The sequence below is a fragment of the Desulfuromusa kysingii genome (genome assembly GCF_900107645.1).
In the GTDB taxonomy this organism is placed as follows: Bacteria; Desulfobacterota; Desulfuromonadia; order Desulfuromonadales; family Geopsychrobacteraceae; genus Desulfuromusa; species Desulfuromusa kysingii.
The window spans coordinates 35,998-60,137 of the sequence record NZ_FNQN01000001.1 but is presented as its reverse complement, the minus strand read 5'-3'; the positions used below and the strand labels follow the sequence as shown (position 1 = coordinate 60,137).

Below are 24,140 nucleotides of genomic sequence, written 5' to 3'. Positions count from 1 at the left end.
TTATGGATATTTTTACAACCATGAAGATCAGTGCTTCAGCCCTTAAAGCACAACGGGTCCGCATGAATGCCATCAGTTCCAACCTAGCGAACATCGAAACCACCAGGACTCCAGATGGAGGCCCTTACCGTAAGCGTGAAGTGGTATTTCAAAGTAGCACCGATGGTTTTGCCAGAGCCCTCGACAACCAGATGCATGACGCCGTGCAAGGAGTCAAAGTTGCCCAGGTTCAAGCCAGTACCTTGCCACCGCGAATGGTCTATGACCCATCTCACCCCGACGCTGATGAAAATGGCCAGGTCGCCATGCCAAATATCAGCCTCGTGGAAGAGACCGCCGACATGATGTCTGCATCCCGCGCCTACGAGACAAACGTAACCGTTGTAAAGTCAGCAAAACGGATGGCTTTAAAAGCGTTGGAAATTGGAAAATAGGAGAATCAATAAATGATAAATAATGTTGCCGACATGACAATGACAGCCCATCTCCAAGGGCTCTCCCAGCCTAAACCGAATCCAGTTCAGCAGATGGGGAGCAACTTTAGCGAAATGTTAAAAACCTCGATTGCTGAAGTGAATCAAGCTCAGGTCAGTGCTGACCGCGCAGCCGAACAGATAGCTGCCGGAGAAACCAAAAACCTGCATGGTGCGATGATCAAACTGGAAGAAGCTGACATCTCCCTGCGGTTGATGGTGCAGATACGGAACAAGGCGGTCGAGGCTTATCAAGAAATTATAAGTATGCAGGTTTAACCCCCTGCAAGCGACTTAAACTTTATCAATTTTATGGGTTAAAGGCTTACGCAATCGATCCCGGAGGTAAATTTCGATGGCAGGACAAGAAGAAGAAAAACAACAAGCGATAGCGAAGAAGAACATGCTCGATGTGATCATGGAATGGTCACTGGCTCGTAAGCTGAGTTTAATCGGCGCCTCCGTCGTCTGCGCTGTTCTCTTCTCGTTAATCATTATGCAATCGCAGGTGGCCGATTACAGCCTCCTTTTTGCCAATCTACCGAACCGCGATGCATCATCAGTAATTGAATGGCTGAAGGGGCAAAAAATACCTTATCGTCTTGAAGATGGTGGTCGGGACATCATGATTCCAGCCGACAAAGTCTACGAAACTCGAATTGAGCTGGCTGGTACCGGCTTGTCTGAAAGTGGAGTGGGCTTTGAAATTTTTGATCAACAAAACTTCGGAATGACCGACTTCACCCAGAAGGTTAATTATCGCCGTGCCCTGCAAGGGGAATTGATGCGGACCATCACCTCATTGGCTCCGGTTGAATCGGCACGCATCCATTTGGCCCTGCCAGAAAAGCGCTTGTTCCGAGAACAACAACAACAAGCCACCGCTTCCGTCATTGTCAAACTTGCCACGGGGCGATCACTGAAAGAATCCCAGCTCCAAGGGATCGTCCATCTGGTTGCCGGCAGTGTTGAAGGGCTGGAGTCCGAAAACGTCACTGTCGTCGATTCCAGCGGAAAAGTTTTATCCAAAAGCAACTCCGATGAATTGGCAGGGCCAATGACCCCAGGGATGTTGAACTATCAACAAACCATGGAACGGCGTCTGGAAATCCGTGCACAATCGCTGTTGGATCGCGCCCTTGGAGCCGGAAATTCTCTGGTTCGGGTGAATGCCGAAGTGGACTTTGACCAGCGCGAAAAAGTGGAAGAGGCCCTCGACCCCAAAGGTGCAGTGATTGTCAGTGAACAGAGCAGTACCGAAGAGGGTGGTGTCGAAGCCTCCCGTGGCGTCCCCGGAGTGGCCTCCAACCTCAACGAGAGTCCGGTCACCACAACCGCTGCAACCCCAGCGACCCGGGCTGATGAAACAATCAACTATGAATTAAGCAAAGTTGTCAGCAAAACGGTTCAATCTGTTGGTACGCTAAAAACTCTATCGGTTTCGGTTCTGGTTGCTGACCGCGTCTCCCCGGGAGTTGAAGGGACCAAACCAACGAGCACCCCTCGCAGCGCCGAAGACATTGCGGAGATCGAGCAGATGGTCCGTTCTGCACTGGGGATCAACGACACCCGAGGCGACTTGATTTCCGTGGTCTCGATGCCGTTTGAAAGCGGTTTTATTGATGAACCGATGCCACAACCATCGGTCATCAACAAGATTTACCCCTTCATGCCAATCATCAAGTATGGCCTGTTAGCACTAGCATCCCTGTTTGTCTACCTGCTATTCCTCAAACCATTGATGCGCACCTTGCGTGGGGCCTCCGACGAGACCCAACCAATGAAAACGGTACAGGAGTTAGAAGCTGAAATGCGCGGAGAGACGGACACCCCTCTGCTCGGTGGACCCAATGATCCGCTGGCCCAGATCCGTCAAGAAGTCTTAGGCGGAGACATGATGCCGGTACAGGTCGTGAAAAACTGGTTACGTGAAGAACCTGCTGAATCTTAATGGAGTAATTTGTGAAAAAAGCAAAACATTTACCCGGAGCCAAAAAAGCAGCGCTGTTACTACTGTGCCTGGGTGAACAAGCGACCGCAAAGATATTTGAAACCCTCGACGATGCAGAGGTTCGGGAGATTAGTCGTTGCATGATGGAGATTGATCATGTCGACCCAGCTCTCGCACGGGAGATTCTGGAAGAATTCAAAGAAATCCGTGGGGGAGATGTCGGTGTCTATATCCGCGGCGACGAGTTTGCTAAGCACGCCATCCTCGGAGGTGCCGATAATGTTCGTGCCCAGCATCTGCTGGATCAGGTTTCTGCCGGGATTGAAGGTCGGCCACTGGAGACTATCTCGAAAATGCATCCACGGATGGTTTCAGGTTTGTTGGAAAATGAGCACCCACAAACTGTAGCACTGATCCTATCGACCCAGAAAGAAGATCATACCAGTCGGATTCTGGCAGAACTCCCGGAAGAAATGCGTGCAGATGTGATGTACCGCATTGCCAAAATTGACAACGTCTCTCCTGAGGTGATCAATCAGATTGAAGAAGCCTTGCAGCGTGAAGTCGGCGTTGTTGTCGGCAAAGACCGCAAACAGGTCGGCGGGATCGATAAGGTGGTTGAGATTCTAGGAAAAATGGACAAAGGGAGTGATCAGGTTATTTTGACCAGTATCGAAGCGACCGACCCCGACCTGGCTGAAGAGATCCGCAGGAGAATGTTCACCTTTGAAGACCTCGTGGCCCTCGATGGTCGTGGCATGCAGGCGATCCTTCGAGAGGTCAGTACCGACATGCTGACGCTGGCATTGAAAACCGCCAGTGATCCGATTAAAGAGAAAATTTTCAGCAACATTTCCCAACGAGCTGCCGACATGATTGCAGAAGATCTTGAGGCCATGGGGCCACGTAAGCTCTCTGAAGTTGAAACAATGCAGATGGAAGTGGTCAAAGTTGCTCTTAAACTCGAAGAAGAAGGATCTGTTGTGATCCCAGGGAGAGGCGGCGGTGGCGATGAGCTTGTCTAAAATTTACCGAGGGTCCGAAGCCAATGGCCTTAAAGAGTTTCAGTTCCGGTCATTCGGTGAAGCGGAGTCAAGCCCTCCTTCTCAGGACAACGGAACGGCTAAAAGTTCAACAACGGTTGTACCATCTCAATCTGCTGGCAACGCAGCCAAAGAAATTAAAGCCGCCTATAACCGTGGCCATAAGGAAGCGCTGGAAAATGCCGAGAACAACCTGGAAGCAGCGGCACAAGCCCTTGCGACCGCAAGCGCAGAAATAAACCGGTTGCGTGACTCTGTCGCCAAAAACAGCGGTCAGGACATGTTGCGATTAGTCATGGCCATTGCCGAGCAGGTTATCCGCAGAGAGGTCGCAGCAGACCCCAAGATTCTTTTGAGCATTATTGAAAATGCCCTGCAATCATCGGTGCGCACCGACCAATATCGCATCCACATCAATCCGGCGGATCTCGAGAGTGTCACCCAACAAAAACCCCTTTTTCTTGCCAGTATCAGTGGTTTAAAAAATTTGAACATCGAAGCCGACCCTGACATTTCACCTGGAGGTTGCCGGGTCGATTCTGATCTTGGCGATGTTGATGCTACGCTTGAAACCCAGCTTGAAACCATTCGCCAATCGTTAAGTGAAGCGATATCGGATGTGGGATGAAAAGCCTCGTCGAGCGCGTTAAAGCGGTCAATCCGCTCAAAGTCAGTGGCAAAGTCATTCAGATTGTCGGTCTGGTGGTCGAAGGTTACTGCCCCAATGCCACGGTCGGAACTCTCTGTCAATTGATCCCGCAAGGCAGCGGTGAACCGGTCCCCGCTGAGGTGGTTGGTTTCCGCGATTCCCGTGCATTATTGATGCCTCTAGGTGAACTTCGCGGACTGGGCCCTGGCAGTCTGATTCAAGTTGTTCGCGACAGCGCGTCAATCCCGGTTGGTGATCATCTTCTGGGTCGGGTCCTTGATGCCTTAGGACAACCTCTCGATGAACGTCCGCTACAATCCTGCGATCATGAATGTCCTCTCTATGCCCTTCCGGCAAGCCCGATGGCACGTAAACCCATTGTCGATCCTCTTGACCTAGGGGTACGGGCAATCAATAGTCTTCTGACCTGCGGTTCGGGACAACGGATGGGAATCATGGCAGGTTCAGGCGTAGGCAAAAGTGTTCTGCTGGGGATGATGGCCAAACATACTCAGGCTGATGTCAACGTCATCGCCCTGATTGGTGAGCGGGGACGAGAAGTACGTGAATTTATTGAACGCGATCTGGGCCCCGAAGGGCTCGCCCGTTCCGTCGTTATCACCGCAACGTCAGATCAATCTCCTTTGTTACGGATGCGAGGAGCGTTCGTCGCAACCACAATAGCGGAGCACTTCTGCGCACAGGGAAAAAATGTTCTGTTGTTGATGGATTCCGTCACCCGTTTTGCCATGGCAATGCGTGAGGTCGGTCTGGCCATCGGCGAACCACCAACAACCAAAGGTTATACACCATCGGTCTTTGCCACCCTGCCAAAACTGTTGGAACGGGCAGGGAGCTTCAAGGGAAAAGGGAGCATCACCGGACTTTATACCGTCCTCGTCGAAGGTGACGACATGAATGAACCGATTGCTGATGCCGTCAGGTCCATTCTTGATGGGCACATCGTCCTTTCACGCGATCTGGCAGCACGCAACCACTACCCTTCCATTGATATCCTCACCTCTGCCAGCCGGGTGATGCGTGACATTGTCAGCCCTGAACATATGCAGTTAGGTGGCCGTGTTCGGGAGATTCTGGCGACCTATAAAGAGGCTGAAGACCTTATCAATATCGGTGCCTATATCGAAGGGAGCAATGGCAAAATCGACTACGCTATTTCCCAGATTGAAGCCATTACCGCATTCCTGCAACAAGGGATGAACGAAGCTGTCGATTTGGAGACGACACAGAAAGAGTTGACAGCACTGCTACAGGATCGCCGTCAGGGGGGACGTTAGATCATGGCTGCGAAGTTTAAATTACAGGTGGTGCTCAATTATCGGCAATCTTTGGAAGATCAGGCCCAACAGTTACTGACGACCAGCTTGCAGAAACAAGCGGAGTTAAAAGCCCGGTTGCAAGAACAGCAACAGCAATTACAGTGCTATGACCGGGAACTAAAAATTCGCCAGGTCGACGGTTTAGCAGTTGCCGAATTGATCTTGTATGAATCACAGATTCAACATTGCCGGGCGCAAATGGAAACGCTGCTAAAACAAATCCAACGCTTAGAAGAGCAGATCCTCTCTGAAAGAAATGAACTCCTCAATGCGGCGCGAGACCGTCAGGTTATGGAAAAGTTGAAAGATAAGCAGGAAGCTGAATATCAACAACAGCTGTCACGCAAAGAACGGGAACTGTTGGATGAAATCAGCTTACGGAATAAAGGATATAACCCATGATATTGAGAACACTATCTCTGCCAATAATGGTGCTTTTCTGTGTCGGAAATCTCTACGCGGCAGAACCCGGATTGCTCACTGACAAGAATATCTCCTCTGTAGAGGAACGTCGGATTTTAGTCTCAATCGAAGATGAATACGCAAAACTAGATGTCCAGGAAAGTAAAATAAAGACTCGAGAAATGCAGCTAAAGACCTTAGAGGCAGAGGTCGATAAGAAAATTGCGGCTATGCAACAGCTCAGAAATGAACTGGTCATATTGCTTGACCGTAAAGAAGAAACTGAAGGGGAGCGAATCGCAGAGCTCAGTAAGATCTACGAAAAGATGAACCCGCAAAAAGCGGCCACATTAATCAAAGAACTTGATGATCAGTTAGCGGTCGATCTGCTCCTTGGTATCAAAAAGAAAACGGCAGGAAAAATTCTAGACAACCTTGATGCCGAAACCGCAACAGAACTAAGTAAAGCTTTTACCGAAATACCGGTGAAGAATAATTCGGGAACTTAGCCCGAAGAGAAAATAAACAAGGAAGGAGGTGACACATATGGATGCATTATCAATTATCGACAGCGGACCACAAACTGTTGCTCCCATAAAAGCAAACAGCAACAGCGAACAATCATTTAATCGTGTTTTGGAGCAAAAACAACAGATCCAACAAGATAAACCAATTGCAAGTTCTGATAACAAACCAGAAGCATCGCCGGATGTTATCAACCCAGAAAGCAAGTCAAATGAAGTTGCAACGAAAACGGATCCACAACCTGAAGAGGCCGCAACCTCTACGCAGGAGACAGGAATTCAAAGCACTATCACCGATTTGATAGCGGTTCTCTCCGAAGAAGAGACAGCCAATGCCGAGGATACCGACGCCGTTGAAACATTGTTAACCAATCTTCTACAACAACTTGAATCGACTGAAGACCTAGAACAACAGGTCGTTGCAGGGATTGACCTGTCTCATGTTACAGAGCAGCTAGAAACGTTGAACAGTGATGTCGATCGTGATGAGTTCTTGACACAATTCGTTGTGCAAGTACAGGAACAACTGAGCAATCAACGGCAAGGAGAAAACACCGTCGGACTGCTTACCGAGATGGTCGCGGCAACACCACAGAATCAGACTCCGGTTATTGTGGAGAATCATGCTCAAGTGAGACAAGCATTACAAAAAGCCTTTGATAGCGTCATTTCACCGCAACCCGTTGTGAGTGAAAATAGCACTGAAGAGGCAATCGCAACACTGCCTGGTGCAACGGCCGATACGGTTGATCCTCGCTTTGCAGGCCTGGTCAAACCACGGGCAGATCAAACCGTTCAGCTGCTTCGATCAGCACAGGAGCATCTGTCATCGAAACAAGAGAATCAACCGTTTAAGTTACAGTCTGCTGAAGCTGTGACTACCGAGACCAAAACCGCTCTCGACGTTGGCACTGCTCAACTTGCATCGGGGAACAATTTGTCTCTGGAAAATTTAGTGCAACAGTCCCAACAGAACTTCAATGCCCAAGGCCAGTCTCAAGTTCAAGGTCTGGAAACCAACAAGTTGATGCCACAAACTCCAGTAGTACAGTTGGCAAGTGGTCAACAAGTCCCTGAGAGTCAGGTTATTGATCAGGTGGTGACCCATCTCTCTGGCAGCGTTAATGGTGATACCGGACGCATGGTTCTCCGTTTACAACCCGCGGAACTTGGATCATTGAAACTTGAGTTGATCGTCGAAGGTGATCGAATCAAAGCCAATCTTCATGCCCAGACCCATCAGGTCCAGGAAGTGCTGGAACGGAACTTGCCGCAATTGCGCAACGCGTTGGCAGAACAAGGCCTGAAGATTGATCAATTTCAAGTCAATGTTGATCAACAGCAACAAGATGGACAATTTGAGAACCTGTCTCAACAGCAACAAAATAATGGTTCCGAAGGACAAAAGGGATGGCAGCAGCCCCTTGACTCAGAAGAACTGAATATCCCTCTCGCCCAGCTGATGCAGAATGCTGGTGGAGGCATCAATCTCCACGTATAGAATAAAAAGAAAGGAGGTTTAAACAAGATGTCAGCAATTAGCGGAATTGATACAAGTTACACGAGCGCGATATCAACAACTTCAGACAGTGTCTCTATGGGTAAAAATGATTTTCTTTTATTACTCGTTGCTCAATTGGAAAATCAAGACCCGATGAACCCAGAAGATGCCACAGAGTTCACTTCTCAGTTGGCCCAATTCAGCTCTCTGGAACAATTGGAAAACGCCAACAAGAGTCTGGAAGAACTGGCTTCGATGAGTGGCGAAATGGAGCGGATGTCAGCGTTCGGTTTAATCGGACAGGATATTGTTGCCCAAACAGAGAAATTCCATTTCAGTGGCGATCCGGTGCAACTGGGCTATCGCCTCGACAATCAGGCAGATAATGTCAAACTATATGTCCTGAATCAGACCGGATCCACGGTTGCCACAGTTTCGGCACAGGAAACAGGGGTGGGTGAACACTTTGTCGACTGGGATGGCCTTGGCGATCTCGGTATGCCCTTGGATCCAGGTGACTACTCCTTGGTCATCAGAGCAGTTGATGACGATGACAACATTGTGTCATCCGACAGCTTGATTAAAAGTCGCGTGGAAGCGGTTGACATGACTGGTACGGCAACTCAGCTGGAAACCGACGCCGGGACTTTCGCCATGAGTAAGATCGAAAAAGCCGGAGTCGCGCTATGACCGATCGCATAACGATCATGCCGCAACCAATAGCCCCGACGCGACCGCAAAACATCGCTCGGAACAACCAGACCACAACAACCAAGGACGTTGGTCGCTTTGATCAGTTACTACAAAACAAGATTGCGCAAGGAGGTGTCAAATTTTCCAAACACGCCACCGATCGGATGCAGAGTCGTGGCATCAACTTTAGCTCCAACCAGATGCAGCGCCTGGAATCAGCTGTCTCTCAAGTCAGCGCCAAAGGGGGCCGCGAGTCCTTGGTCATGCTTGATAATACCGCTCTGGTCGTGAGTGTCAAAAACGATACCGTCGTCACGGTAGTCGATAAGGAACAACTTAAGAACAACGTCTTTACCAATATTGACAGTGCAGTGATTGCCTAACCGAACCGGTCCTCTCTGAGGAGGTTCGTAAGTCGCCGACTGATTGACGCGGCTTTCAAACAAGGAGAAACACAATGGGAGTATCTAGTGCCCTTTATAGTGGAGTCAGTGGACTTAACGCCAATGCAAACGCGATGAGCGTTCTGGGTGATAACCTTGCCAACGCCAACACCGTTGGTTTTAAATCGAGCCGGACGATTTTCGGTGATCTGCTATCCAGTTCCGTGTCTGGCTCTGGCGGGACCTCGCAAGTTGGTCGCGGTGTCGGCCTCTCAACCATTGATACAGTCTTCAGTCAAGGAACCTTTGAAAATACCGAGACCAATACGGATCTTGCCGTTGAAGGGGCAGGTTTCTTCATTGTCAGTGATCCTTCCACCGGCAATGCTTCCAACAACTATACCCGAGCCGGGTCCTTCCGTTTTGATGCCGATGGTTTCCTTGTCAATCCTGAAGGGTACAATGTCATGGGATATGAGCTGGACGCAGACGGTAACGCTGTCGGCGACCTGACTCCCATCTGGGCCAACACCGAGTCCTTTACCCCGGCAGAACCCACAGCAAATATCGACCTCAACACCAACCTTGATTCTGATTCGGTGACAATCGCGACCGGCTTTGACTCTACAGATCCAGTCACAACTTCAAATACTGCAACCTCAATTCAGGTATTTGATAGCCTGGGCAGTACCCACCTGATGACAACTTACTTCACCAAGACCGCTGACCAGACATGGGAGTGGAACACCGTTGTCGATGGCGGTGAAGTGACTGGCGGAACTTCTGGAGAGCTAGAGGTTGTGGGCTCGGGGACTCTGGGATTTGATTCCAGTGGTGATTTAATTACCATCGACGGAAATGACCTCTACTCTATCTCAGGTGATACCAGCAGTGATCCGGTTTATCCACGGCCCACCGCAACAACAAATCTTGGCGACCTGGATTGGGTCAATGGCGCATCTCAAGACCAACAGGTTTCCATTGACATGCAAACCAGTCAATATGCCAGCCCCTCAGTGGTTGTTTCGCAAGAGCAAGATGGTTACGGCACGGGAACTCTGGTAAAATTGAGCGTTGATGAGTTAGGGAATGTTATCGGCAATTTTTCTAACGGAACCCCACGCGAATTGATGCGCATCCCGTTAGCAAAATTCACCAATCCTAGCGCCCTGACGAAAATTGGCAGCAATATGTATGCTCAGAGCACCTCTTCTGGCGTCCCGGTTGTCGGAACCATTGGCTCTGGTGTTGGGAGTATTTTTACAAATTCGCTGGAATTGTCCAATGTTGATATGGCTCAGGAATTTGTCAAAATGATCACGACCCAGCGGGGTTTCTCAGCCAACTCCAAAACAATCACCACGACCGATGAAATGTTGGCAGAAGTTATCAACCTGAAACGGTAGATAACCTCTAGTGACAAAAAACTACTAGTTGCCCCTAAGTCATCAGACTTAGGGGTTTACTGGTTGCAGCGCCTGATTCAATGCATCTAAACTCTTCGCCCCGCCGTTAACAATACTCGCCCCCTTTCAATAATCTGACGACACAGATCAACCCATGGGCGTGATGTAATAGCGGCGAGAGACTCCATCGATAGCGTGAAAATAGTAGAAGCAATCAGGATCAACCTTCCGAATAGCATCAACCAACCCCGGAAGTTCTTCTTTGGTAATCATGGTTCGAACCATTGAAAACGAATCGCCACTCCGACCGCCGACCCCCTCCTGCACCGTGTAGGTTCGATGATCAAATGCTGTAGTGATCGCCTTGCCGAGCTTTTGGGATTCGTGGGTGATGACGGTTACCATCGTTAGCTGAAACTTTCGGTACAAGCTGTTCAGGGTTGCTGAAGAAGAGAAAATGTAGATACACGTATACATGAGGGTGTTGACGACAACTGCAAAGTCATAATTCTTCAAATATTCCATAACCAGACCAAAGACCGTCGATCCAACCGCCGCGATGACGGCGATATAGCCAACCGGTTTGAGGTATTTCATCGCGAAGTAGGCCCCCAGTACATCTTCGTCGCCGGTAGATCCTCGACTTCTGAAGGCAAGTGCCTTTGCGACCCCGGCCAGAATACCGCCAAACAACACCAGAATAATGCGCTCATTTTGTGGCTCTGGCTGAGCAAACTGAAACTCTGGGAGCAATGCCAGAGAGAGAATGACCATCGCGACGGTAATCAGTGAGCGAGCAGCAAAAACCCGGCCCACCTTCGCAAAGGCAAACAACAACAAGACCGTTTGAAATATCACGTAAAGAATGATGAACAGCTTGTAACTGTCAAAATAATAGGACAGCGCAGCGGCAATACCTTCGGTCCCAGTAAGGATGATCTTTGATGGCAGCACAAAATACTTCAGAGCGATGGCATAGAGCGCACCTGCGGCAAAGACAGACAGGTAATCTTGTAATCGTCGGTGCATAGAGAGTTTGATTCCCTTCTAGGAGTTCATTGCAGAACATGATGATAACTGGCAGAATAATATGTCCACCGGATATATTATTAAGTTTCATTGCCCCTTTTACATCAACATATAAACATATCCATTCATTTCCTTCAAATCAAAGAATAACCCTCATCCAGAGCAACCTCTGTGACGCCAAACAGAGCGACAAAATCCCGCTGATGAATTCAGCTTGAAACTATCGACCGTTGTATTGACACGAGTTTTCATGGTTGTCAAAAGAATGTTGACCTCCGCTAAAAAAAACTGATTAAAAATAAAAGTTAAACAAATCTCAGAGTTCAGTCGAAGTGAAGACAATAGCGTCCGATTTTATACTTGCTCAACTTGCATGCCAACTCTCACTCCGTCATTTTGCACTTAGGGGCATGTTGATAAAATGATACGGTTTTAGACTTCACCAAGGATATGAGTGGCCTATAAACAACGATATCAAGGAAGATAACGACGCTAGGTCAAAATCATGACACAAAAAGGGTGCCGTCACTGCAAGCACAGAACGACACCCTTTTCAACAAGACTAACTATTTGTTTTTAAACAGTTTTATTTTTATAAAAATATTTCTTTAATGTGGCACGCAACCTGCTTTACAGTTAGCCAGCATTGAATCTTATGATCTTTATGGTCATACCTTTGGATATTTCCAGCTTGATTTTTGGGTTATAGACCAAACATTTTTTACGACTGAATCGAAACGGGATAGAGGACGGTTATGGATATCGCAACAATTATCGGTTTACTTGCAGCCTTTGGGTTGATGCTCTCTGCCATTCTGCAAGGTGGTTCCCTGATGATGTTTATCGATATTGCTTCGTTACTCATCGTTATCGGTGGAACCATCGGCACCGTTCTCGTACATTTTCCTCTCGGTGATATTCTCGGCGCTTTTAATGTCGCCCGCAAAGCTTTTTTTCATAAGGCCAAATCGCCTATTGATACTATTGAAAAGCTGATCACTTATGCCGGGAAGGCACGTAAAGAGGGGATATTATCCCTGCAATCAGTGATGGGTGAAATTGATGATGATTTCTTTTTGAAAGGGTTGCAGATGGCGGTTGATGGTCAAGAGCCTGAGGCGCTGAAAGATATGCTCGAAAAAGAAATTGAATATGTCATTGAACGTCACGACAAAGGGGCCGATATCTTCGCCACAATCGCCGCCTATTCCCCCGCCATGGGGATGATCGGAACCCTGATTGGTCTGGTGCAGATGCTGCAAAATATGAACGACCCTTCGTCTATCGGTCCGGCAATGGCAGTTGCGCTGTTGACGACCTTTTATGGGGCAGTTATTGCCAATATTGTGGCCAACCCCATAGCTGGAAAGCTCAAGCTCCGTTCTGCCAGTGAAGTGCTGGATAAAACCTTGGTGACAGAAGGGATGAAAGCCATTCTGGAAGGAGAAAACCCTCGACTGATGGAACAACGTCTGCACGCCTTTGTCTCTCCTAAAGAACGTCAGAGTAACTTCGGCTAAGGGAATTCAAGCATGGCAAAAAAAATAAAATGTCCCGCTGCCGGGGCGCCCATGTGGATGGTAACCTTCAGTGACCTGGTCACGCTGCTACTGACATTCTTTGTCCTGTTGTTGTCAATGGCCAATATGGATCAAGTCAAATTCAACCAGGCCAGCGACTCTCTTGCAGGCGCATTCGGAGTCCTTGGTAGTAGTGATAAAACCGAAGTGACCTCCCCGAAAGTGGTGACTTTTTCACCTGTTAACGATGATTTTACCTCACAAGTCTACCGGCGCTTAAAAACTAAGTTGCGCGAACTGAAATTAAATAAAAAAATTAAACTGGTGAAAGATCGCGGCGCGGTTGTTCTCAGAATCGATGAAGCCGTACTGTTCAAATCAGGACAAAGGTACTTGCAACCGGAAGCAGAACCAATCCTACAAAAAGTCGCTGAACTGATCCGACCATTACCTATGAACCTGAAAATTGAAGGACACACGGATGACATTGGCGATGAGATGAAAAATTGGGACCTCTCTGTCAATCGTGCTGTCGTCGTTCTCCGGTTTCTAGCGACGAACCAGCTTGTCCCACTGAACCGCATATCTGCTACGGGATATGGTTCTCAAAAACCGCTTTTCCCCAACACCAGTGAGCGTGAACGGGCACTAAATCGCCGAGTAGAATTTGTTTTGGAAAGTCAGGGCGACCCAGATCAGGAGCTCCCCTACCTGATGGACGCAAAAGATCAGGCACCATTTTAGCAACATCAGTCGCTACAGAAAATAGAATCAGAAACAGATAGAGAAGGGAAGAATCATGGCAAAAAAAGAGGCCGCAGATACTGAAAAAAGTGGTGGATCAAAGAAGACATTGATTATCATTGTTGCCGTTTTGGTTCTCCTGATCGGTGCAGGGATCGGAGCATTTTTGTTTCTAGGGGGAGAAAAAGAAGAAAAAATGTCTCCCGAAGAAGAACAAGCCCAATTAGCAATGCAAGCTAAGTCCGTGGGGCCGATGGTTAATATTGACAGTTTCATCATCAATATTCTCGATGATCAGGAAAGTCGTTACCTGAAAGCCGCCATTACTCTTGAAGTTGACACGGAAGAGGCCGCCATGGAGATCAACGCAAGGATGCCACAGCTTAAAGATGCCATCCTCTTGTTGATCGGGAATAAAACTTTTGGGGAATTAAATGATCTACAAGGGAAGATTCAACTTCGGGCAGAGCTGATTAACAAAGTGAATAGCATTCTGCTTAAAGGCAAAGTCAAGCGCATCTATTTCACCGATTTTGTCGTCCAGTAAAGGGCTCTGGCGTGGAAAAAATACTCAGCAAAGAGGAGATCGCCGATCTCCTGTCAGCAGTCAGACACGGGGATGTCGATATAGAATCCGTTGGCTCTGAGACCGGACCTGCGTCCCAAGCCAAAAGATCTGCATCGGCAGAACTCTGCAACCTGTTCAAAGCTGACGGGCCAGAAGGGTGGAAACTCAAAAACTACGACCTCATCCTCGATAGTTTTGCCCGCAATTATGCCCTCTCCCTCTCAACCCGGTTTCAACGTTCAGCACAGATCAAACTGGAAGCTCTGGAGTCGATGACCTTTGCCGCATTATTGCAGCGTTTATCCGGACACGGGGCTATTGGGGTGTTGCAGATGGAACCGCTGACGGGGGGAGCATTACTGATTTTTGACGAACAACTCTCCTTCTCTCTGGTCGAGATGGTGCTCGGCGGGACATCGGACAACCAGCCACTGATTCCAAGCCGGAGCATGAGCGCCATTGAACTGAATGTGATTCGTGATGTCATCAACTCAGGATGTCCTGAACTCAATAAAGGTTTTTTACAACTACAGGAAATTAAAGCCTCTTTGGTTGAGGTCGTCAGCAATCTACGCCTGCTCAATTTTGTCAATCCGGAAGTGGGGGTGGTTGCCGCCCGTTTCAAAGTTTCCATCGACATCCTTGAAGGAGACATCACTCTCGTCCTTCCCCATACAGCATTAGAGCCGCTGCAAAAGAAACAGCGCGTAAAAGCAGTACCAACCAGCGCAGGGCAAAACAGCAAATGGCAATCATTAGTATTCAATGAACTGGACCATATGGATGTCGAAATAGAGGCAACTCTGGCAACCTTATCGCTGCGGGTCCGGGACATCCTTAACTTTCAGGTCGGAGACGTCATTGACCTGGGCTGCAAACCGGACATACCACTCAAAGTGATGGTAGAAAACCGGCCGAAGTTCCTCGCTATGGCAGGCGTTCAAGGCGGGAAAAAAGCAATTCGTATCAAGGGGCGGATCCCCATGGAGGATAGATAATGAGCACTGAAAATCTGGAAAATGGGCAAGCAGTAGAAGCGGCAGCTAACAAAGACAAATTTGACGATCGTGGGATCGACCTGTTGCTGGATATTCCTCTCGAAGTTTCAGTCGAGGTGGGTCGCTCGCGGATTTTGGTTCGAGACCTGTTACAACTCCAGGAAGGTTCATTAGTCGAACTCGATAAGTTAGCGGGAGAACCGTTGGATCTCTATGTGAACTCTCGCCTGATCGCCCGAGGTGAAGCGGTTGTTGTCAATGAAAAGTTCGGCCTGCGCTTGACGGACGTTGTCAGTCCCTCTGAGCGGATTGAGCATTTAGGCTAATCTATGCGCTGGTTTTTCATCACCTTTATATTCATAGCTCAGCCGGTTTTCGCCGCGACCAACGCCGCAGAACCAAGTTTGCTGGGATCATCACTGAAGATGGTCGCAGCGCTAGGTGTCGTGATCGGACTGCTGTTGCTGATATATGCCGCTAGCCGTAAAGGCTTTGGTATCTTGCCACATAAAAGAAATGGCCTGATTGAAGTCCTGGAGACCCGTCCGCTCGGAGGGAGAAAATTCCTTTGCGTGGTAAAAGTCCGTGGACAGGAGATGCTCCTTGGCTTGAGCAATGATCGCATTGAATGCCTGAGCAAGCTCACAGCAGACGCTAAATTTGCTGAGACACTCCAGCAAGTTGAAGAGGACCAATCATGAGATTGAAACTAGCGTTCTTGATATTGATGTTGTCGCTTCCTGTGGGTGTTTATGCTGCAGGGTTACCAACAATCACCCTTGGAATCGGAGAAGCCACTGATCCGGGTGAGGTCTCGACGGCTTTACAGATTCTGGTTGTCCTGACAATTCTTTCCGTTGCTCCGGCCATCCTGTTGATGACCACAGGGTTCACCCGAATTGTGATTGTTTTATCGTTCGTACGCCAAGCCATGGGGACCCAATCAGCACCGTCCAATCAAATTATTGTCGGGTTGGCCCTGTTTCTGACCTTTTTCATTATGGCCCCGGTCTTTAACCAGATCAATGAGCAAGCTCTTAAACCCTATCTGGATCAACAGATCAGTCAGGAACAAGCGCTGGATCTGGCTCTGCAGCCGATGCGCCAGTTCATGTTTTCACAGGTCGGCGAAAAAGACCTACAGCTGCTCGTCGATATCTCCAAATCACCACAACCGGAAAATCAGGATGATATATCCATGATGACTTTGATTCCGTCCTTTATGCTCTCAGAACTAAAACGGGCATTTCAGATGGGATTTCTCCTTTTCATCCCTTTTCTGATGGTTGATATGATCGTCGCTTCGATCCTGATGTCAATGGGGATGATGATGCTGCCACCAATCATCGTTTCATTGCCGTTCAAGATCCTTCTTTTTGTCTTAGTGGACGGCTGGTCGCTAGTTATCGGCTCTCTCGTCCAGAGTTTCGAGTGAGGTGATTTATGACTCCTGAATACGTCGTCACTATTGGTCGACAAGCGATTGAAACCACTTTGATGTGTTCTGCCCCCATGTTAATTGCAGCATTGGGAATCGGTTTGATCATCAGTATTTTTCAAGCGGCGACCCAGATTAACGAACAAACGATGACCTTTATCCCCAAAATCATCGGTGTCTTTGTAACACTGTTGATTTTTGCCCCCTGGATATTACAAAAAGCGACCGGATTTCTAATTTCTATATTTAACCAACTCCCAACCATCACCCCATAATTCGGGATCAAAGCAAATGGACTTACCCGTATTTTCATTATCTTTGATCCAGGGATTTCTCATCTGCTTGGCGCGGGTCGCGGCGATGTTTGCAGCGATACCAGTCTTCAGCGGAGGCCAAATCCCCCCACAGTTACGATTGGCTGTTGCTGTTCTGTTTGCCATGTTGACCTATCCGATTGTCCAAGACTATATCCCCGCCGGAAGCTTGACTCCTCTCGATCTAGGGTTGCTGATTTCTGCCGAGGTGATCCTTGGGCTATTGGTCGGATTTTTAGCGCAGCTGGCGTTTATGGCGGCAGAATTCGCGGGTTCAGTGATCGGTTATCAGATGGGGTTCGCTGCGGCCAACATCTTCGATCCCAGCACCCAGTCACAGGTTGCCCTCATCTCCCGGTTCCAGGGAATTTTTGCGATTCTGCTGTTCCTCTCTTTGAACATCCACCATCTTTTCCTTGAAGCCATTGTCGCCTCCTTCGAGATGTTGCCGCCGGGAAGCCTGACCCTGTCAGGTGGTGCTATCCCGATGATTGTCGAGGTGGCGAACCATTCCCTGGTTTTAAGCATCCGACTGGTTGCACCTATCCTCGTTCTTCTGACTCTGTCCACTTTGACACTGGGGATTATGTCGCGGGTTTTCCCCCAGTTAAATGTGTTCATGATCTCCTTCCCCCTGAATATCGGCATCTCCTTTATCGTCATGGGATTAACCCTTGGTATCGTCGCCAATCTCCTTCGTGACGAATTTTTTTCACTTCCGGAACGATTCTTGAATCTCTTCAGCTTAATGTCGTTTTTTTAGCCCCATTAGCCAAAAATCCGACAGCTATTGCGAATCGGTAGGAGTCCATAAGGACCTCTGGCGATGAACAAAAATAGATTGTAGCGGCGTCCGCTGAGTTCGTCGGGTTCAATCTTGGGAGAGACCAAAGACATGGCTGAAGATTCCGGTCAAGAACGCACAGAAGACGCAACAGCAAAACGGCGTCAGGACTTTCGCGAGAAGGGTCAAGTCGCACAAAGTAAAGAGGTTGCAACTGCGGCACTATTGGCCATGTCTTTATTGTTATGGATCTTTTATGCTCGTCAGTTCTGGTCCGAGTTGCTCAGCCTTTATATCAGCCTGCTGAAAATGATGGCGCAGTTCCAAGCAACCCCAATAGCCGTGGTGAATCTGTTCTGGGAGATGGGGTTGGTGATGGCAAAGCTCCTCTGGCCGGTCTTCCTTCTGACTCTCGTCGTCGGCTTCTTTGCCTCCTTTCTTCAAGTCGGCCCGCTCTTCTCGACCAAAGTCTTCCAACCCGAGCTAAGCAAGTTTAACCCGATTAAGGGGATGGCTAAGTTTGTTTCAAAACGTTCAGCCGTCGAGTTGATCAAATCTATGGCGAAAATCTCCTTGATTGGTTTTGTCGCCTACCAAACCGTTGCCAATGAGTTTGAGACTGCTCTGACCTTACCTATGCTGGAACTCAACCAGTCGTTAGTCTTTCTTGCTCAGGTCGCGGCCTTGGTTCTAGGGAAAACCTGCGGGATTATTATCCTGCTGGCAGTCATTGATTTTGCCTTTTCTCGTTATGAGATGGACCAAAAGATGAAGATGACCAAGCAGGAGATTAAAGAGGAATTCAAAGAGACCGAAGGTGATCCGCAGCTCAAAGCTAAGGTCCGGTCAATGCAACAGCAGATGGCACGCAAACGGATGATGGCTGAGGTCCCCAAAGCTGATGTCATTATCACCAACCCGACCCATTTGTCCGTCGCTATCTCTTACCAGAGAAGTGAAATGAGTGCCCCAAAAATTGTTGCTAAAGGGGCCGATCACCTGGCCTTCAGAATCCGTGAAATTGCCCGCGAACATAAAGTTCCCATCATTGAAAACAAGCCGGTGGCACGGGCCTTGTACAAGCAAGAGATTGGCGATGAAGTTCCCGAAGAAATGTTTACTGCTGTGGCTGAACTTCTTGCCTATGTTTACAGTCTAAAAAAGCGCTAAACCGTTAATAAATATGTACTTATTGATCGTTTAAACTATATCTGACCGGTTTTTTTTCAAAGCCAAAAGCTTGACTTACCCTGTCAGAATTCAGTCTTGATGGAGAAAACATGGCAACAATAGATGGAATTATCAACAATCGCTGGCGAGAATCACTGTTCCGGAGTGACGTCTTGGTTGCCGCGGGTTTAGTCATGATTCTGATGTTGATGATTCTGCCCGTACCACCGATGCTGCTGGATATATTTTTGTCATTGAATATCACCATCGGTCTCCTGATTCTTATTATTACCCTGTATACGACCAGAGCCCTGGATTTTGCCGTATTCCCCAGCGTGCTTCTGATCACAACTCTGTTTCGTCTCTCCCTCAACGTGGCCTCAACCCGCTTGATCCTCCTGCACGGAGATGAAGGACCATCTGCGGCGGGGAGTGTGATTCAATCGTTTGGACAGTTCGTTGTCGGTGGTAACTACGTTGTTGGTGTGGTTATTTTTATCATCCTGGTATTGATCAACTTTATGGTTATCACCAAAGGTGCTGGCCGGGTTGCTGAGGTTGCCGCACGATTCACCCTGGACGCCATGCCAGGCAAACAAATGGCCATTGACGCTGACTTGAATGCCGGACTCATCAACGACGCCGAGGCTCGGACAAGGCGGAAAGAGGTGGCTTCTGAGTCCGATTTCTATGGGGCGATGGATGGTGCTAGTAAGTTCGTCAAAGGGGACGCGATTGCCGGGATCATTATCACCTTGATCAATATCGGCGCCGGTTTTGTCATTGGGGTTATGCAAAAAGGGATGCCCATGGCAGAAGCGGCGGCAAACTACACTATCCTTACTGTTGGTGATGGTCTGGTTGGGCAGATCCCGGCACTGATCATCTCCACCGGTGCTGGCATCATGGTCACCCGGACAACCGGCAATGGTGACTTCGGCGCCGAGATGAAGCACCAGTTCACCATCCATCCCAGAGCACTCTGGGTGGTTTCAGGGATTCTCTTAGGTTTCGCTATGATTCCGGGATTACCACAGCTCCCCTTCCTCCTCCTCGCAATCATGATCGCCGGGATCGCTTGGCGGGTACAGAAGACTCAGGATCAAACAAGCGAGCAGCGTGAACTTGAAGCAGCTCCAACACCCAAATTGCTCGAAGAAGAGAATTACGAACAAATGCTCTCCGTCGACATGTTGGAGATGGAAGTTGGTTACGGCATAATCCCTCTGGTTGATACGGCTCAAAATGGTGAGCTGTTGCCACGGATCAAGTCAATCCGCAGACAGTTCACCCTCGATATGGGCTTCATTGTTCCCCCTGTCCATATCAAGGACAACTTACAACTGAAACCGAACGAATATGCGATTATTCTCAAAGGGGTGAAGATTGGTGGCGGAGAGCTACTCCCCGGTCATTATCTGGCCATGAACCCCGGTACCGCAACAGAGGTCATCAAAGGGGTTGAAACGATTGAACCTGCCTTTAAGCTCCCGGCTGTCTGGATCTCTGAAGATAAAAAAGAGCGGGCTCAGATTTCTGGCTACACCGTCGTTGACAACACTACCGTTGTTGCAACCCATCTCAGTGAATTGATTAAAACCCACGGTCACGAGCTCCTTGGTCGCCAAGAGACTCAGAACCTCTTAGACAATCTGGGACAGGAATATCCCAAGCTGATCGAAGAATTAGTCCCTGCTCTTTTGAACCTTGGAACCGTGATGCGGGTATTGCAGAACTTACTTCGAGAAGGGGTCTCAATCCGCGATCTGAGAACTATTTTAGAAACTTTGGCAGATTGGGCACCAGTTGTGCAAGACCCAGATCAACTGACTGAACATGTACGTGCCATTCTGGCCCGTTCAATCAGTAACAGCTACAGCAATGATGGGCAGGTATTAGAAGTGATGACCTTTGATCGAAACGTTGAGACAAAGATCCAGGAAGCGCTGCACACCACAGAACAAGGGGCCTACCTGGCTTTGGAGCCTGGCTTTGCCCAGTCTCTGATCAATGCTTTGACCAAAACATTACAGAAGGCTGCAGGGTCAAATCCGGTACTACTTTGTACGCCAACAATTCGACTCCATGTCAAAAGGTTGACTGAACGGTACCTCCCCAGTTTGGCAATTATCTCTCACAACGAAATCGCGCCGAATCTGAAAGTGCGATCAATAGGAACGGTGACTGTCGATGTTAGTTAGAAAATTTGAAGCAGACAATATGGCGGCTGCACTCCAACAAGTAAAACAAACCCTCGGCTCTGAAGCGCTGATCCTCTCGACCCGAACTTTAGGCAAAAAAGGGCTCGGCGTCCTCGGCAAGCAGATCATCGAAGTGACTGCAGCGATCGAATCTCCAGCCATGAGGAATGGTTTCCGTAAGGCGGTCCCCAATGAAGATCCGCAGCCCACCACTCTGGGGAAAACCTACAGAGATTTCAGCCAACGCGTCGAGACCCTTGAAGATGAGCAGGTCTCTTTATCGAAGACAGCCATAAGTCAAAAGACCGCGGTTCAAAGCAACCCTCTGGAAGATGAAGTCCGTCAATTGCGCTCACAACTGGAAGCACAAAATGTCAACCAGTTGCAGAAGGAGCTGAATGAGTTAAAAGAGCTGATGCAACAGCTGGCTCAGGCGCAACAACAGAGTCGCATCGATATCCCGGAAAAGCCGATACTACCGCAAGCACCACAACCTCAAGAAGTGAAGCCTCAACGGCCGCTGCCTCACGTACAACAATCCTCTCAGCAACCTCTGGCAGATCTGCTTGATCTCATGGTAGAGCGGGGAATTGACCATGAAGCTGCAGCAACCATTGCCCGCTTTGCCGCCCCGCAGATGAATGACCGACAACGTCGGGACGTTGCTCAATGTCGCGATTTTCTGACCACGACAATTGCCAGCTTAGTGCAGACAACGGGTCCCCTCTGGTCGCCGGGTGAGCAACAGAAACGGATTTCCCTGATTGGGGCAACAGGAGTTGGAAAGACAACAACAATTGCCAAATTAGCAGCAGAAGCAATCTCCCAGAGCGGGGCACGCGTTGCCCTGGTCACCATTGACACCTACCGGATTGCAGCTGTTGAACAGCTCAAAGTTTATGGCGAAATTATGGGCTTGCCGGTTGAAGTCGTCCTCTCTCCAGAACAGTTACAAGAAGCGTTCCGTCGTCACCAGGATAAAGACCTTATTCTGATCGACACCGCTGGACGGAGTCCTCGTGATCAGATGCAGATCGATGAACTGAACCAGTTCCTTGGACAGGATTCAACGGTTGAAAACTGCTTGGTCCTGGCCGCCCCTACAGCAGAACGGTTACAGCAGAAAACTCTGGAAGCATTCAGCCCCATACCACTTTCCCGATTGATATTCACAAAACTGGATGAAGCGGATCATTGTGGCTCAATGATAAACTTACCGATTCGCAGCAACCTGCCTTTGGCCTACCTGACCAATGGTCAGCAAGTGCCAGAAGACCTGCTCTGCGCCGAACCTAGGATGGTCGCTGAAATCGTTATGGGAACAACGGATGAACCACGGAGGATGGCAGTATGATGAGCGGTGCAACCGATCAGGCTGGAACCCTGAGAAATATGCAGAGCCAGCTGGACACACCAGCAACGGAACTACAAATGCCTGCAACACGGGTTTTATCCATCACCAGTGGCAAAGGTGGCGTTGGTAAAACCGCCGTCGTTTCAAACGTTGCCGTGACCTTTGCCAAACAGGGAAAGAAAGTTCTGGTCATTGATGCCGATCTTGGCTTGGCCAATATTGATGTGGTCCTTGGATTGTCTCCTGAATACAACCTCAACCACTTCTTCAGCGGCGAACGGACCCTGGAAGAGGTGATGGTTGAAGGTCCGCACGGTCTGAAAATTCTGCCCGCTGGATCTGGCGTGCAACAGTACACCCGCCTTGACTCGCAATTAAAAATGCGCCTGATTGATTCCCTCGACGCCCTCGAAGAACATTTCGATGTCGTGTTGATCGATACAGAAGCGGGGATTTCGGACAACGTGACCTACTTCAATGTCGCCGCTCAGGACATTCTGGTGGTGACCACCCCGGAACCGACAGCAATTACCGATGCCTACGCGCTGATGAAGCTGCTTTCGACCCAATACCATCAGAAACGTTTCTTGTTGGCGGTAAACTCGGTTCGCAGCGCCGATGAGGGGTTGGACGTCTTTGAAAAGTTGACTATGGTTTCAGGTCGCTATCTCGATATCTTCCTTGATTACCTCGGTTGTATCCCTTTTGACCGGAAAATGCACGAATCCGTCCGTCAGCAGCAAGTGATGGTGGATCTCTATCCAGATAATAAAGTCGCCAAGGCTTTTACCACTTTGGCAGAGAACCTGATTGATGCCCAGGTCGATAACCAAGCACAAGGAACCCTGCAATTTTTCTGGAAGCAGTTTCTCGGAGTTGATACGGAGGCGAACTGATGACTTTCAGTAACGGCTATGGTCCGCCAGGAGCGGCGGAACGAGAAAAAATGATCGAATCACACCTCTCACTGGTTGATTTTCTGGTTGACCGGATGATGACCCAGGTCCCTGCTTTTGTCAGTCGAGACGATATCCGTAGTGCTGCCCTGATGGGCCTTATGGATGCCTCAAACCGCTTCGATCCACGCCGCGGCGTGTTGTTTAAAACCTTTGCTGAGCGGAGAATCCGTGGTGCGGTCTTTGATGAAGTCCGGCGGATGGATTGGTTCTCCAGAACCTTGCGCGAAAAACAATCACGCTTATCCAAAGTCACAGACAGTTTAGGCAAGCAACTGGGCCGCATCCCTGAAGACACTGAAGTAGCTGAAGAACTAGACATGACTCTGGATGATTTTCGTGAACTCCAACTTCAAGTGAGCCAATTAGGGACCATCAGCCTACATGAAAGTGTCGATGATGACGATTCCGGAAAAACCTTTATTGACAATCTTGAAGACACTCAGCAGGCCAGCGTTCAGGAGCGGATGGAAGCCAATGAACTGACTGGAGAACTGGCAGGCTACCTGGAACAGCTCTCAGAAAAAGAGCGCCTGGTCGTGGCCCTGATTTATTACGAAGAACTGTCCCAAAAAGAGATTTCAGAAGTATTGGAACTGTCGGAAGGACGCATCTCCCAACTCCACAGCCAAGCTCTGGGAAAATTAAAAATTAAAATGAAACGCAGCATCAACGCGCTCCATACTGAGGATCGGTGAT

The 24,140-nt window shown here is 48.9% G+C and carries 27 protein-coding genes; 26 read left to right on the top strand and 1 reads right to left on the bottom strand.

Annotated elements, in window-relative coordinates:
- Nucleotides 1-2: 2 nt before the first annotated feature.
- From flgC to BLU87_RS00255, 12 genes are all read left to right on the top strand, one after another.
- Nucleotides 3-434 (top strand): flagellar basal body rod protein FlgC, encoded by a 432-nt coding sequence (gene flgC, locus BLU87_RS00310; protein WP_092343943.1) that lies wholly within the window; start codon nucleotides 3-5, stop codon nucleotides 432-434.
- A 12-nt stretch (nucleotides 435-446) separates the two neighbouring features.
- Nucleotides 447-752 carry a flagellar hook-basal body complex protein FliE gene (gene fliE / locus BLU87_RS00305; RefSeq protein ID WP_092343942.1) on the top strand — a complete coding sequence of 102 codons (306 nt, stop codon included), beginning with the start codon at nucleotides 447-449 and terminating at the stop codon, nucleotides 750-752.
- Between the two features lie 76 nt (nucleotides 753-828).
- On the top strand, nucleotides 829-2,424 hold the full coding sequence (gene fliF, locus BLU87_RS00300) for a flagellar basal-body MS-ring/collar protein FliF (protein ID WP_245706316.1): 1,596 nt from the start codon (nucleotides 829-831) through the stop codon (nucleotides 2,422-2,424).
- A gap of 11 nt (nucleotides 2,425-2,435) precedes the next feature.
- Nucleotides 2,436-3,449 carry a flagellar motor switch protein FliG gene (gene fliG, locus BLU87_RS00295; RefSeq protein WP_092343941.1) on the top strand — a complete coding sequence of 338 codons (1,014 nt, stop codon included), beginning with the start codon at nucleotides 2,436-2,438 and terminating at the stop codon, nucleotides 3,447-3,449.
- Entirely contained in the window at nucleotides 3,436-4,095 is a 660-nt protein-coding gene (locus BLU87_RS00290; RefSeq protein ID WP_092343940.1) for a FliH/SctL family protein, read from the top strand. Before fliG ends, BLU87_RS00290 begins: the two co-directional genes overlap by 14 nt.
- A complete protein-coding gene (locus BLU87_RS00285; protein ID WP_092343939.1) occupies nucleotides 4,092-5,414 on the top strand; it encodes a FliI/YscN family ATPase in 1,323 nt (440 codons plus the stop codon). The genes BLU87_RS00290 and BLU87_RS00285 overlap by 4 nt, the downstream gene beginning before the upstream one ends.
- Nucleotides 5,415-5,417: 3 nt before the next feature.
- Nucleotides 5,418-5,858 carry a flagellar export protein FliJ gene (fliJ, locus tag BLU87_RS00280; protein WP_092343938.1) on the top strand — a complete coding sequence of 147 codons (441 nt, stop codon included), beginning with the start codon at nucleotides 5,418-5,420 and terminating at the stop codon, nucleotides 5,856-5,858.
- A complete protein-coding gene (locus tag BLU87_RS00275) occupies nucleotides 5,855-6,367 on the top strand; it encodes a MotE family protein (RefSeq protein WP_092343937.1) in 513 nt (170 codons plus the stop codon). Before fliJ ends, BLU87_RS00275 begins: the two co-directional genes overlap by 4 nt.
- 37 nt (nucleotides 6,368-6,404) lie before the next feature.
- On the top strand, nucleotides 6,405-7,883 hold the full coding sequence (locus BLU87_RS00270) for a flagellar hook-length control protein FliK (protein WP_092343936.1): 1,479 nt from the start codon (nucleotides 6,405-6,407) through the stop codon (nucleotides 7,881-7,883).
- Between the two features lie 27 nt (nucleotides 7,884-7,910).
- Nucleotides 7,911-8,573 carry a flagellar hook assembly protein FlgD gene (locus BLU87_RS00265; protein ID WP_092343935.1) on the top strand — a complete coding sequence of 221 codons (663 nt, stop codon included), beginning with the start codon at nucleotides 7,911-7,913 and terminating at the stop codon, nucleotides 8,571-8,573.
- Entirely contained in the window at nucleotides 8,570-8,959 is a 390-nt protein-coding gene (locus BLU87_RS00260) for a TIGR02530 family flagellar biosynthesis protein (RefSeq protein ID WP_092343934.1), read from the top strand. The genes BLU87_RS00265 and BLU87_RS00260 overlap by 4 nt, the downstream gene beginning before the upstream one ends.
- A gap of 74 nt (nucleotides 8,960-9,033) precedes the next feature.
- A complete protein-coding gene (locus BLU87_RS00255; protein WP_092343933.1) occupies nucleotides 9,034-10,365 on the top strand; it encodes a flagellar hook protein FlgE in 1,332 nt (443 codons plus the stop codon).
- Between the two features lie 147 nt (nucleotides 10,366-10,512).
- Here BLU87_RS00255 and BLU87_RS00250 read toward each other — a convergent pair whose 3' ends face one another.
- Nucleotides 10,513-11,394, bottom strand: a complete 882-nt coding sequence (locus BLU87_RS00250) for a YitT family protein (protein ID WP_092343932.1) — start codon at nucleotides 11,392-11,394, stop codon at nucleotides 10,513-10,515.
- Nucleotides 11,395-12,149: 755 nt separating this feature from the next.
- Here BLU87_RS00250 and BLU87_RS00245 point away from each other — a divergent pair.
- From BLU87_RS00245 to BLU87_RS00180, 14 genes are all read left to right on the top strand, one after another.
- Nucleotides 12,150-12,914, top strand: coding sequence for a motility protein A (locus BLU87_RS00245; protein ID WP_092343931.1), 765 nt, complete (start codon nucleotides 12,150-12,152; stop codon nucleotides 12,912-12,914).
- A 12-nt stretch (nucleotides 12,915-12,926) separates the two neighbouring features.
- The gene (locus BLU87_RS00240; RefSeq protein WP_092343930.1) at nucleotides 12,927-13,658 is read left to right on the top strand and encodes a flagellar motor protein MotB; all 732 of its coding nucleotides are present in this window, start codon (nucleotides 12,927-12,929) and stop codon (nucleotides 13,656-13,658) included.
- 55 nt (nucleotides 13,659-13,713) lie between these two features.
- A complete protein-coding gene (locus BLU87_RS00235) occupies nucleotides 13,714-14,205 on the top strand; it encodes a flagellar basal body-associated FliL family protein (protein ID WP_092343929.1) in 492 nt (163 codons plus the stop codon).
- A gap of 11 nt (nucleotides 14,206-14,216) precedes the next feature.
- Nucleotides 14,217-15,224: a flagellar motor switch protein FliM gene (locus BLU87_RS00230; protein ID WP_092343928.1), complete on the top strand. Its 1,008-nt coding sequence runs from the start codon at nucleotides 14,217-14,219 to the stop codon at nucleotides 15,222-15,224.
- Complete coding sequence (gene fliN / locus BLU87_RS00225) at nucleotides 15,224-15,550, top strand: flagellar motor switch protein FliN (protein WP_092343927.1); 327 nt, start codon at nucleotides 15,224-15,226, stop codon at nucleotides 15,548-15,550. Before BLU87_RS00230 ends, fliN begins: the two co-directional genes overlap by 1 nt.
- 3 nt (nucleotides 15,551-15,553) lie before the next feature.
- The gene (locus tag BLU87_RS00220) at nucleotides 15,554-15,925 is read left to right on the top strand and encodes a flagellar biosynthetic protein FliO (RefSeq protein WP_092343926.1); all 372 of its coding nucleotides are present in this window, start codon (nucleotides 15,554-15,556) and stop codon (nucleotides 15,923-15,925) included.
- Nucleotides 15,922-16,659 (top strand): flagellar type III secretion system pore protein FliP, encoded by a 738-nt coding sequence (gene fliP, locus BLU87_RS00215; RefSeq protein ID WP_092343925.1) that lies wholly within the window; start codon nucleotides 15,922-15,924, stop codon nucleotides 16,657-16,659. The genes BLU87_RS00220 and fliP overlap by 4 nt, the downstream gene beginning before the upstream one ends.
- A gap of 8 nt (nucleotides 16,660-16,667) precedes the next feature.
- Complete coding sequence (gene fliQ, locus BLU87_RS00210) at nucleotides 16,668-16,937, top strand: flagellar biosynthesis protein FliQ (RefSeq protein WP_092343924.1); 270 nt, start codon at nucleotides 16,668-16,670, stop codon at nucleotides 16,935-16,937.
- 16 nt (nucleotides 16,938-16,953) lie between these two features.
- The gene (fliR, locus tag BLU87_RS00205) at nucleotides 16,954-17,739 is read left to right on the top strand and encodes a flagellar biosynthetic protein FliR (protein WP_092343923.1); all 786 of its coding nucleotides are present in this window, start codon (nucleotides 16,954-16,956) and stop codon (nucleotides 17,737-17,739) included.
- Between the two features lie 132 nt (nucleotides 17,740-17,871).
- Nucleotides 17,872-18,930, top strand: coding sequence for a flagellar biosynthesis protein FlhB (gene flhB, locus BLU87_RS00200; RefSeq protein ID WP_092343922.1), 1,059 nt, complete (start codon nucleotides 17,872-17,874; stop codon nucleotides 18,928-18,930).
- A 110-nt stretch (nucleotides 18,931-19,040) separates the two neighbouring features.
- Entirely contained in the window at nucleotides 19,041-21,131 is a 2,091-nt protein-coding gene (gene flhA, locus BLU87_RS00195; protein ID WP_092343921.1) for a flagellar biosynthesis protein FlhA, read from the top strand.
- Nucleotides 21,121-22,485 (top strand): flagellar biosynthesis GTPase FlhF, encoded by a 1,365-nt coding sequence (gene flhF / locus BLU87_RS00190; RefSeq protein ID WP_092343920.1) that lies wholly within the window; start codon nucleotides 21,121-21,123, stop codon nucleotides 22,483-22,485. The genes flhA and flhF overlap by 11 nt, the downstream gene beginning before the upstream one ends.
- Nucleotides 22,482-23,381, top strand: a complete 900-nt coding sequence (locus tag BLU87_RS00185; RefSeq protein ID WP_092343919.1) for a MinD/ParA family protein — start codon at nucleotides 22,482-22,484, stop codon at nucleotides 23,379-23,381. Before flhF ends, BLU87_RS00185 begins: the two co-directional genes overlap by 4 nt.
- Nucleotides 23,381-24,139 carry a FliA/WhiG family RNA polymerase sigma factor gene (locus tag BLU87_RS00180; protein WP_092343918.1) on the top strand — a complete coding sequence of 253 codons (759 nt, stop codon included), beginning with the start codon at nucleotides 23,381-23,383 and terminating at the stop codon, nucleotides 24,137-24,139. Before BLU87_RS00185 ends, BLU87_RS00180 begins: the two co-directional genes overlap by 1 nt.
- The last annotated feature ends 1 nt before the right edge of the window (nucleotide 24,140 follow it).

Excerpts from the sequence above, each read along its gene's own strand:
- flgC (WP_092343943.1), top strand. The coding sequence starts at position 3 with ATGGATATTTTTACAACCATGAAGATCAGTGCTTCAGCCCTTAAAGCA.
- fliE (WP_092343942.1), top strand. The coding sequence starts at position 447 with ATGATAAATAATGTTGCCGACATGACAATGACAGCCCATCTCCAAGGG.
- fliF (WP_245706316.1), top strand. The coding sequence starts at position 829 with ATGGCAGGACAAGAAGAAGAAAAACAACAAGCGATAGCGAAGAAGAAC.
- BLU87_RS00290 (WP_092343940.1), top strand. The coding sequence starts at position 3,436 with ATGAGCTTGTCTAAAATTTACCGAGGGTCCGAAGCCAATGGCCTTAAA.
- BLU87_RS00285 (WP_092343939.1), top strand. The coding sequence starts at position 4,092 with ATGAAAAGCCTCGTCGAGCGCGTTAAAGCGGTCAATCCGCTCAAAGTC.
- fliJ (WP_092343938.1), top strand. The coding sequence starts at position 5,418 with ATGGCTGCGAAGTTTAAATTACAGGTGGTGCTCAATTATCGGCAATCT.
- BLU87_RS00275 (WP_092343937.1), top strand. The coding sequence starts at position 5,855 with ATGATATTGAGAACACTATCTCTGCCAATAATGGTGCTTTTCTGTGTC.
- BLU87_RS00270 (WP_092343936.1), top strand. The coding sequence starts at position 6,405 with ATGGATGCATTATCAATTATCGACAGCGGACCACAAACTGTTGCTCCC.
- BLU87_RS00265 (WP_092343935.1), top strand. The coding sequence starts at position 7,911 with ATGTCAGCAATTAGCGGAATTGATACAAGTTACACGAGCGCGATATCA.
- BLU87_RS00260 (WP_092343934.1), top strand. The coding sequence starts at position 8,570 with ATGACCGATCGCATAACGATCATGCCGCAACCAATAGCCCCGACGCGA.
- BLU87_RS00255 (WP_092343933.1), top strand. The coding sequence starts at position 9,034 with ATGGGAGTATCTAGTGCCCTTTATAGTGGAGTCAGTGGACTTAACGCC.
- BLU87_RS00250 (WP_092343932.1), bottom strand. The coding sequence starts at position 11,394 with ATGCACCGACGATTACAAGATTACCTGTCTGTCTTTGCCGCAGGTGCG.
- BLU87_RS00245 (WP_092343931.1), top strand. The coding sequence starts at position 12,150 with ATGGATATCGCAACAATTATCGGTTTACTTGCAGCCTTTGGGTTGATG.
- BLU87_RS00240 (WP_092343930.1), top strand. The coding sequence starts at position 12,927 with ATGGCAAAAAAAATAAAATGTCCCGCTGCCGGGGCGCCCATGTGGATG.
- BLU87_RS00235 (WP_092343929.1), top strand. The coding sequence starts at position 13,714 with ATGGCAAAAAAAGAGGCCGCAGATACTGAAAAAAGTGGTGGATCAAAG.
- fliN (WP_092343927.1), top strand. The coding sequence starts at position 15,224 with ATGAGCACTGAAAATCTGGAAAATGGGCAAGCAGTAGAAGCGGCAGCT.
- BLU87_RS00220 (WP_092343926.1), top strand. The coding sequence starts at position 15,554 with ATGCGCTGGTTTTTCATCACCTTTATATTCATAGCTCAGCCGGTTTTC.
- fliP (WP_092343925.1), top strand. The coding sequence starts at position 15,922 with ATGAGATTGAAACTAGCGTTCTTGATATTGATGTTGTCGCTTCCTGTG.
- fliQ (WP_092343924.1), top strand. The coding sequence starts at position 16,668 with ATGACTCCTGAATACGTCGTCACTATTGGTCGACAAGCGATTGAAACC.
- fliR (WP_092343923.1), top strand. The coding sequence starts at position 16,954 with ATGGACTTACCCGTATTTTCATTATCTTTGATCCAGGGATTTCTCATC.
- flhB (WP_092343922.1), top strand. The coding sequence starts at position 17,872 with ATGGCTGAAGATTCCGGTCAAGAACGCACAGAAGACGCAACAGCAAAA.
- flhA (WP_092343921.1), top strand. The coding sequence starts at position 19,041 with ATGGCAACAATAGATGGAATTATCAACAATCGCTGGCGAGAATCACTG.
- flhF (WP_092343920.1), top strand. The coding sequence starts at position 21,121 with ATGTTAGTTAGAAAATTTGAAGCAGACAATATGGCGGCTGCACTCCAA.
- BLU87_RS00185 (WP_092343919.1), top strand. The coding sequence starts at position 22,482 with ATGATGAGCGGTGCAACCGATCAGGCTGGAACCCTGAGAAATATGCAG.
- BLU87_RS00180 (WP_092343918.1), top strand. The coding sequence starts at position 23,381 with ATGACTTTCAGTAACGGCTATGGTCCGCCAGGAGCGGCGGAACGAGAA.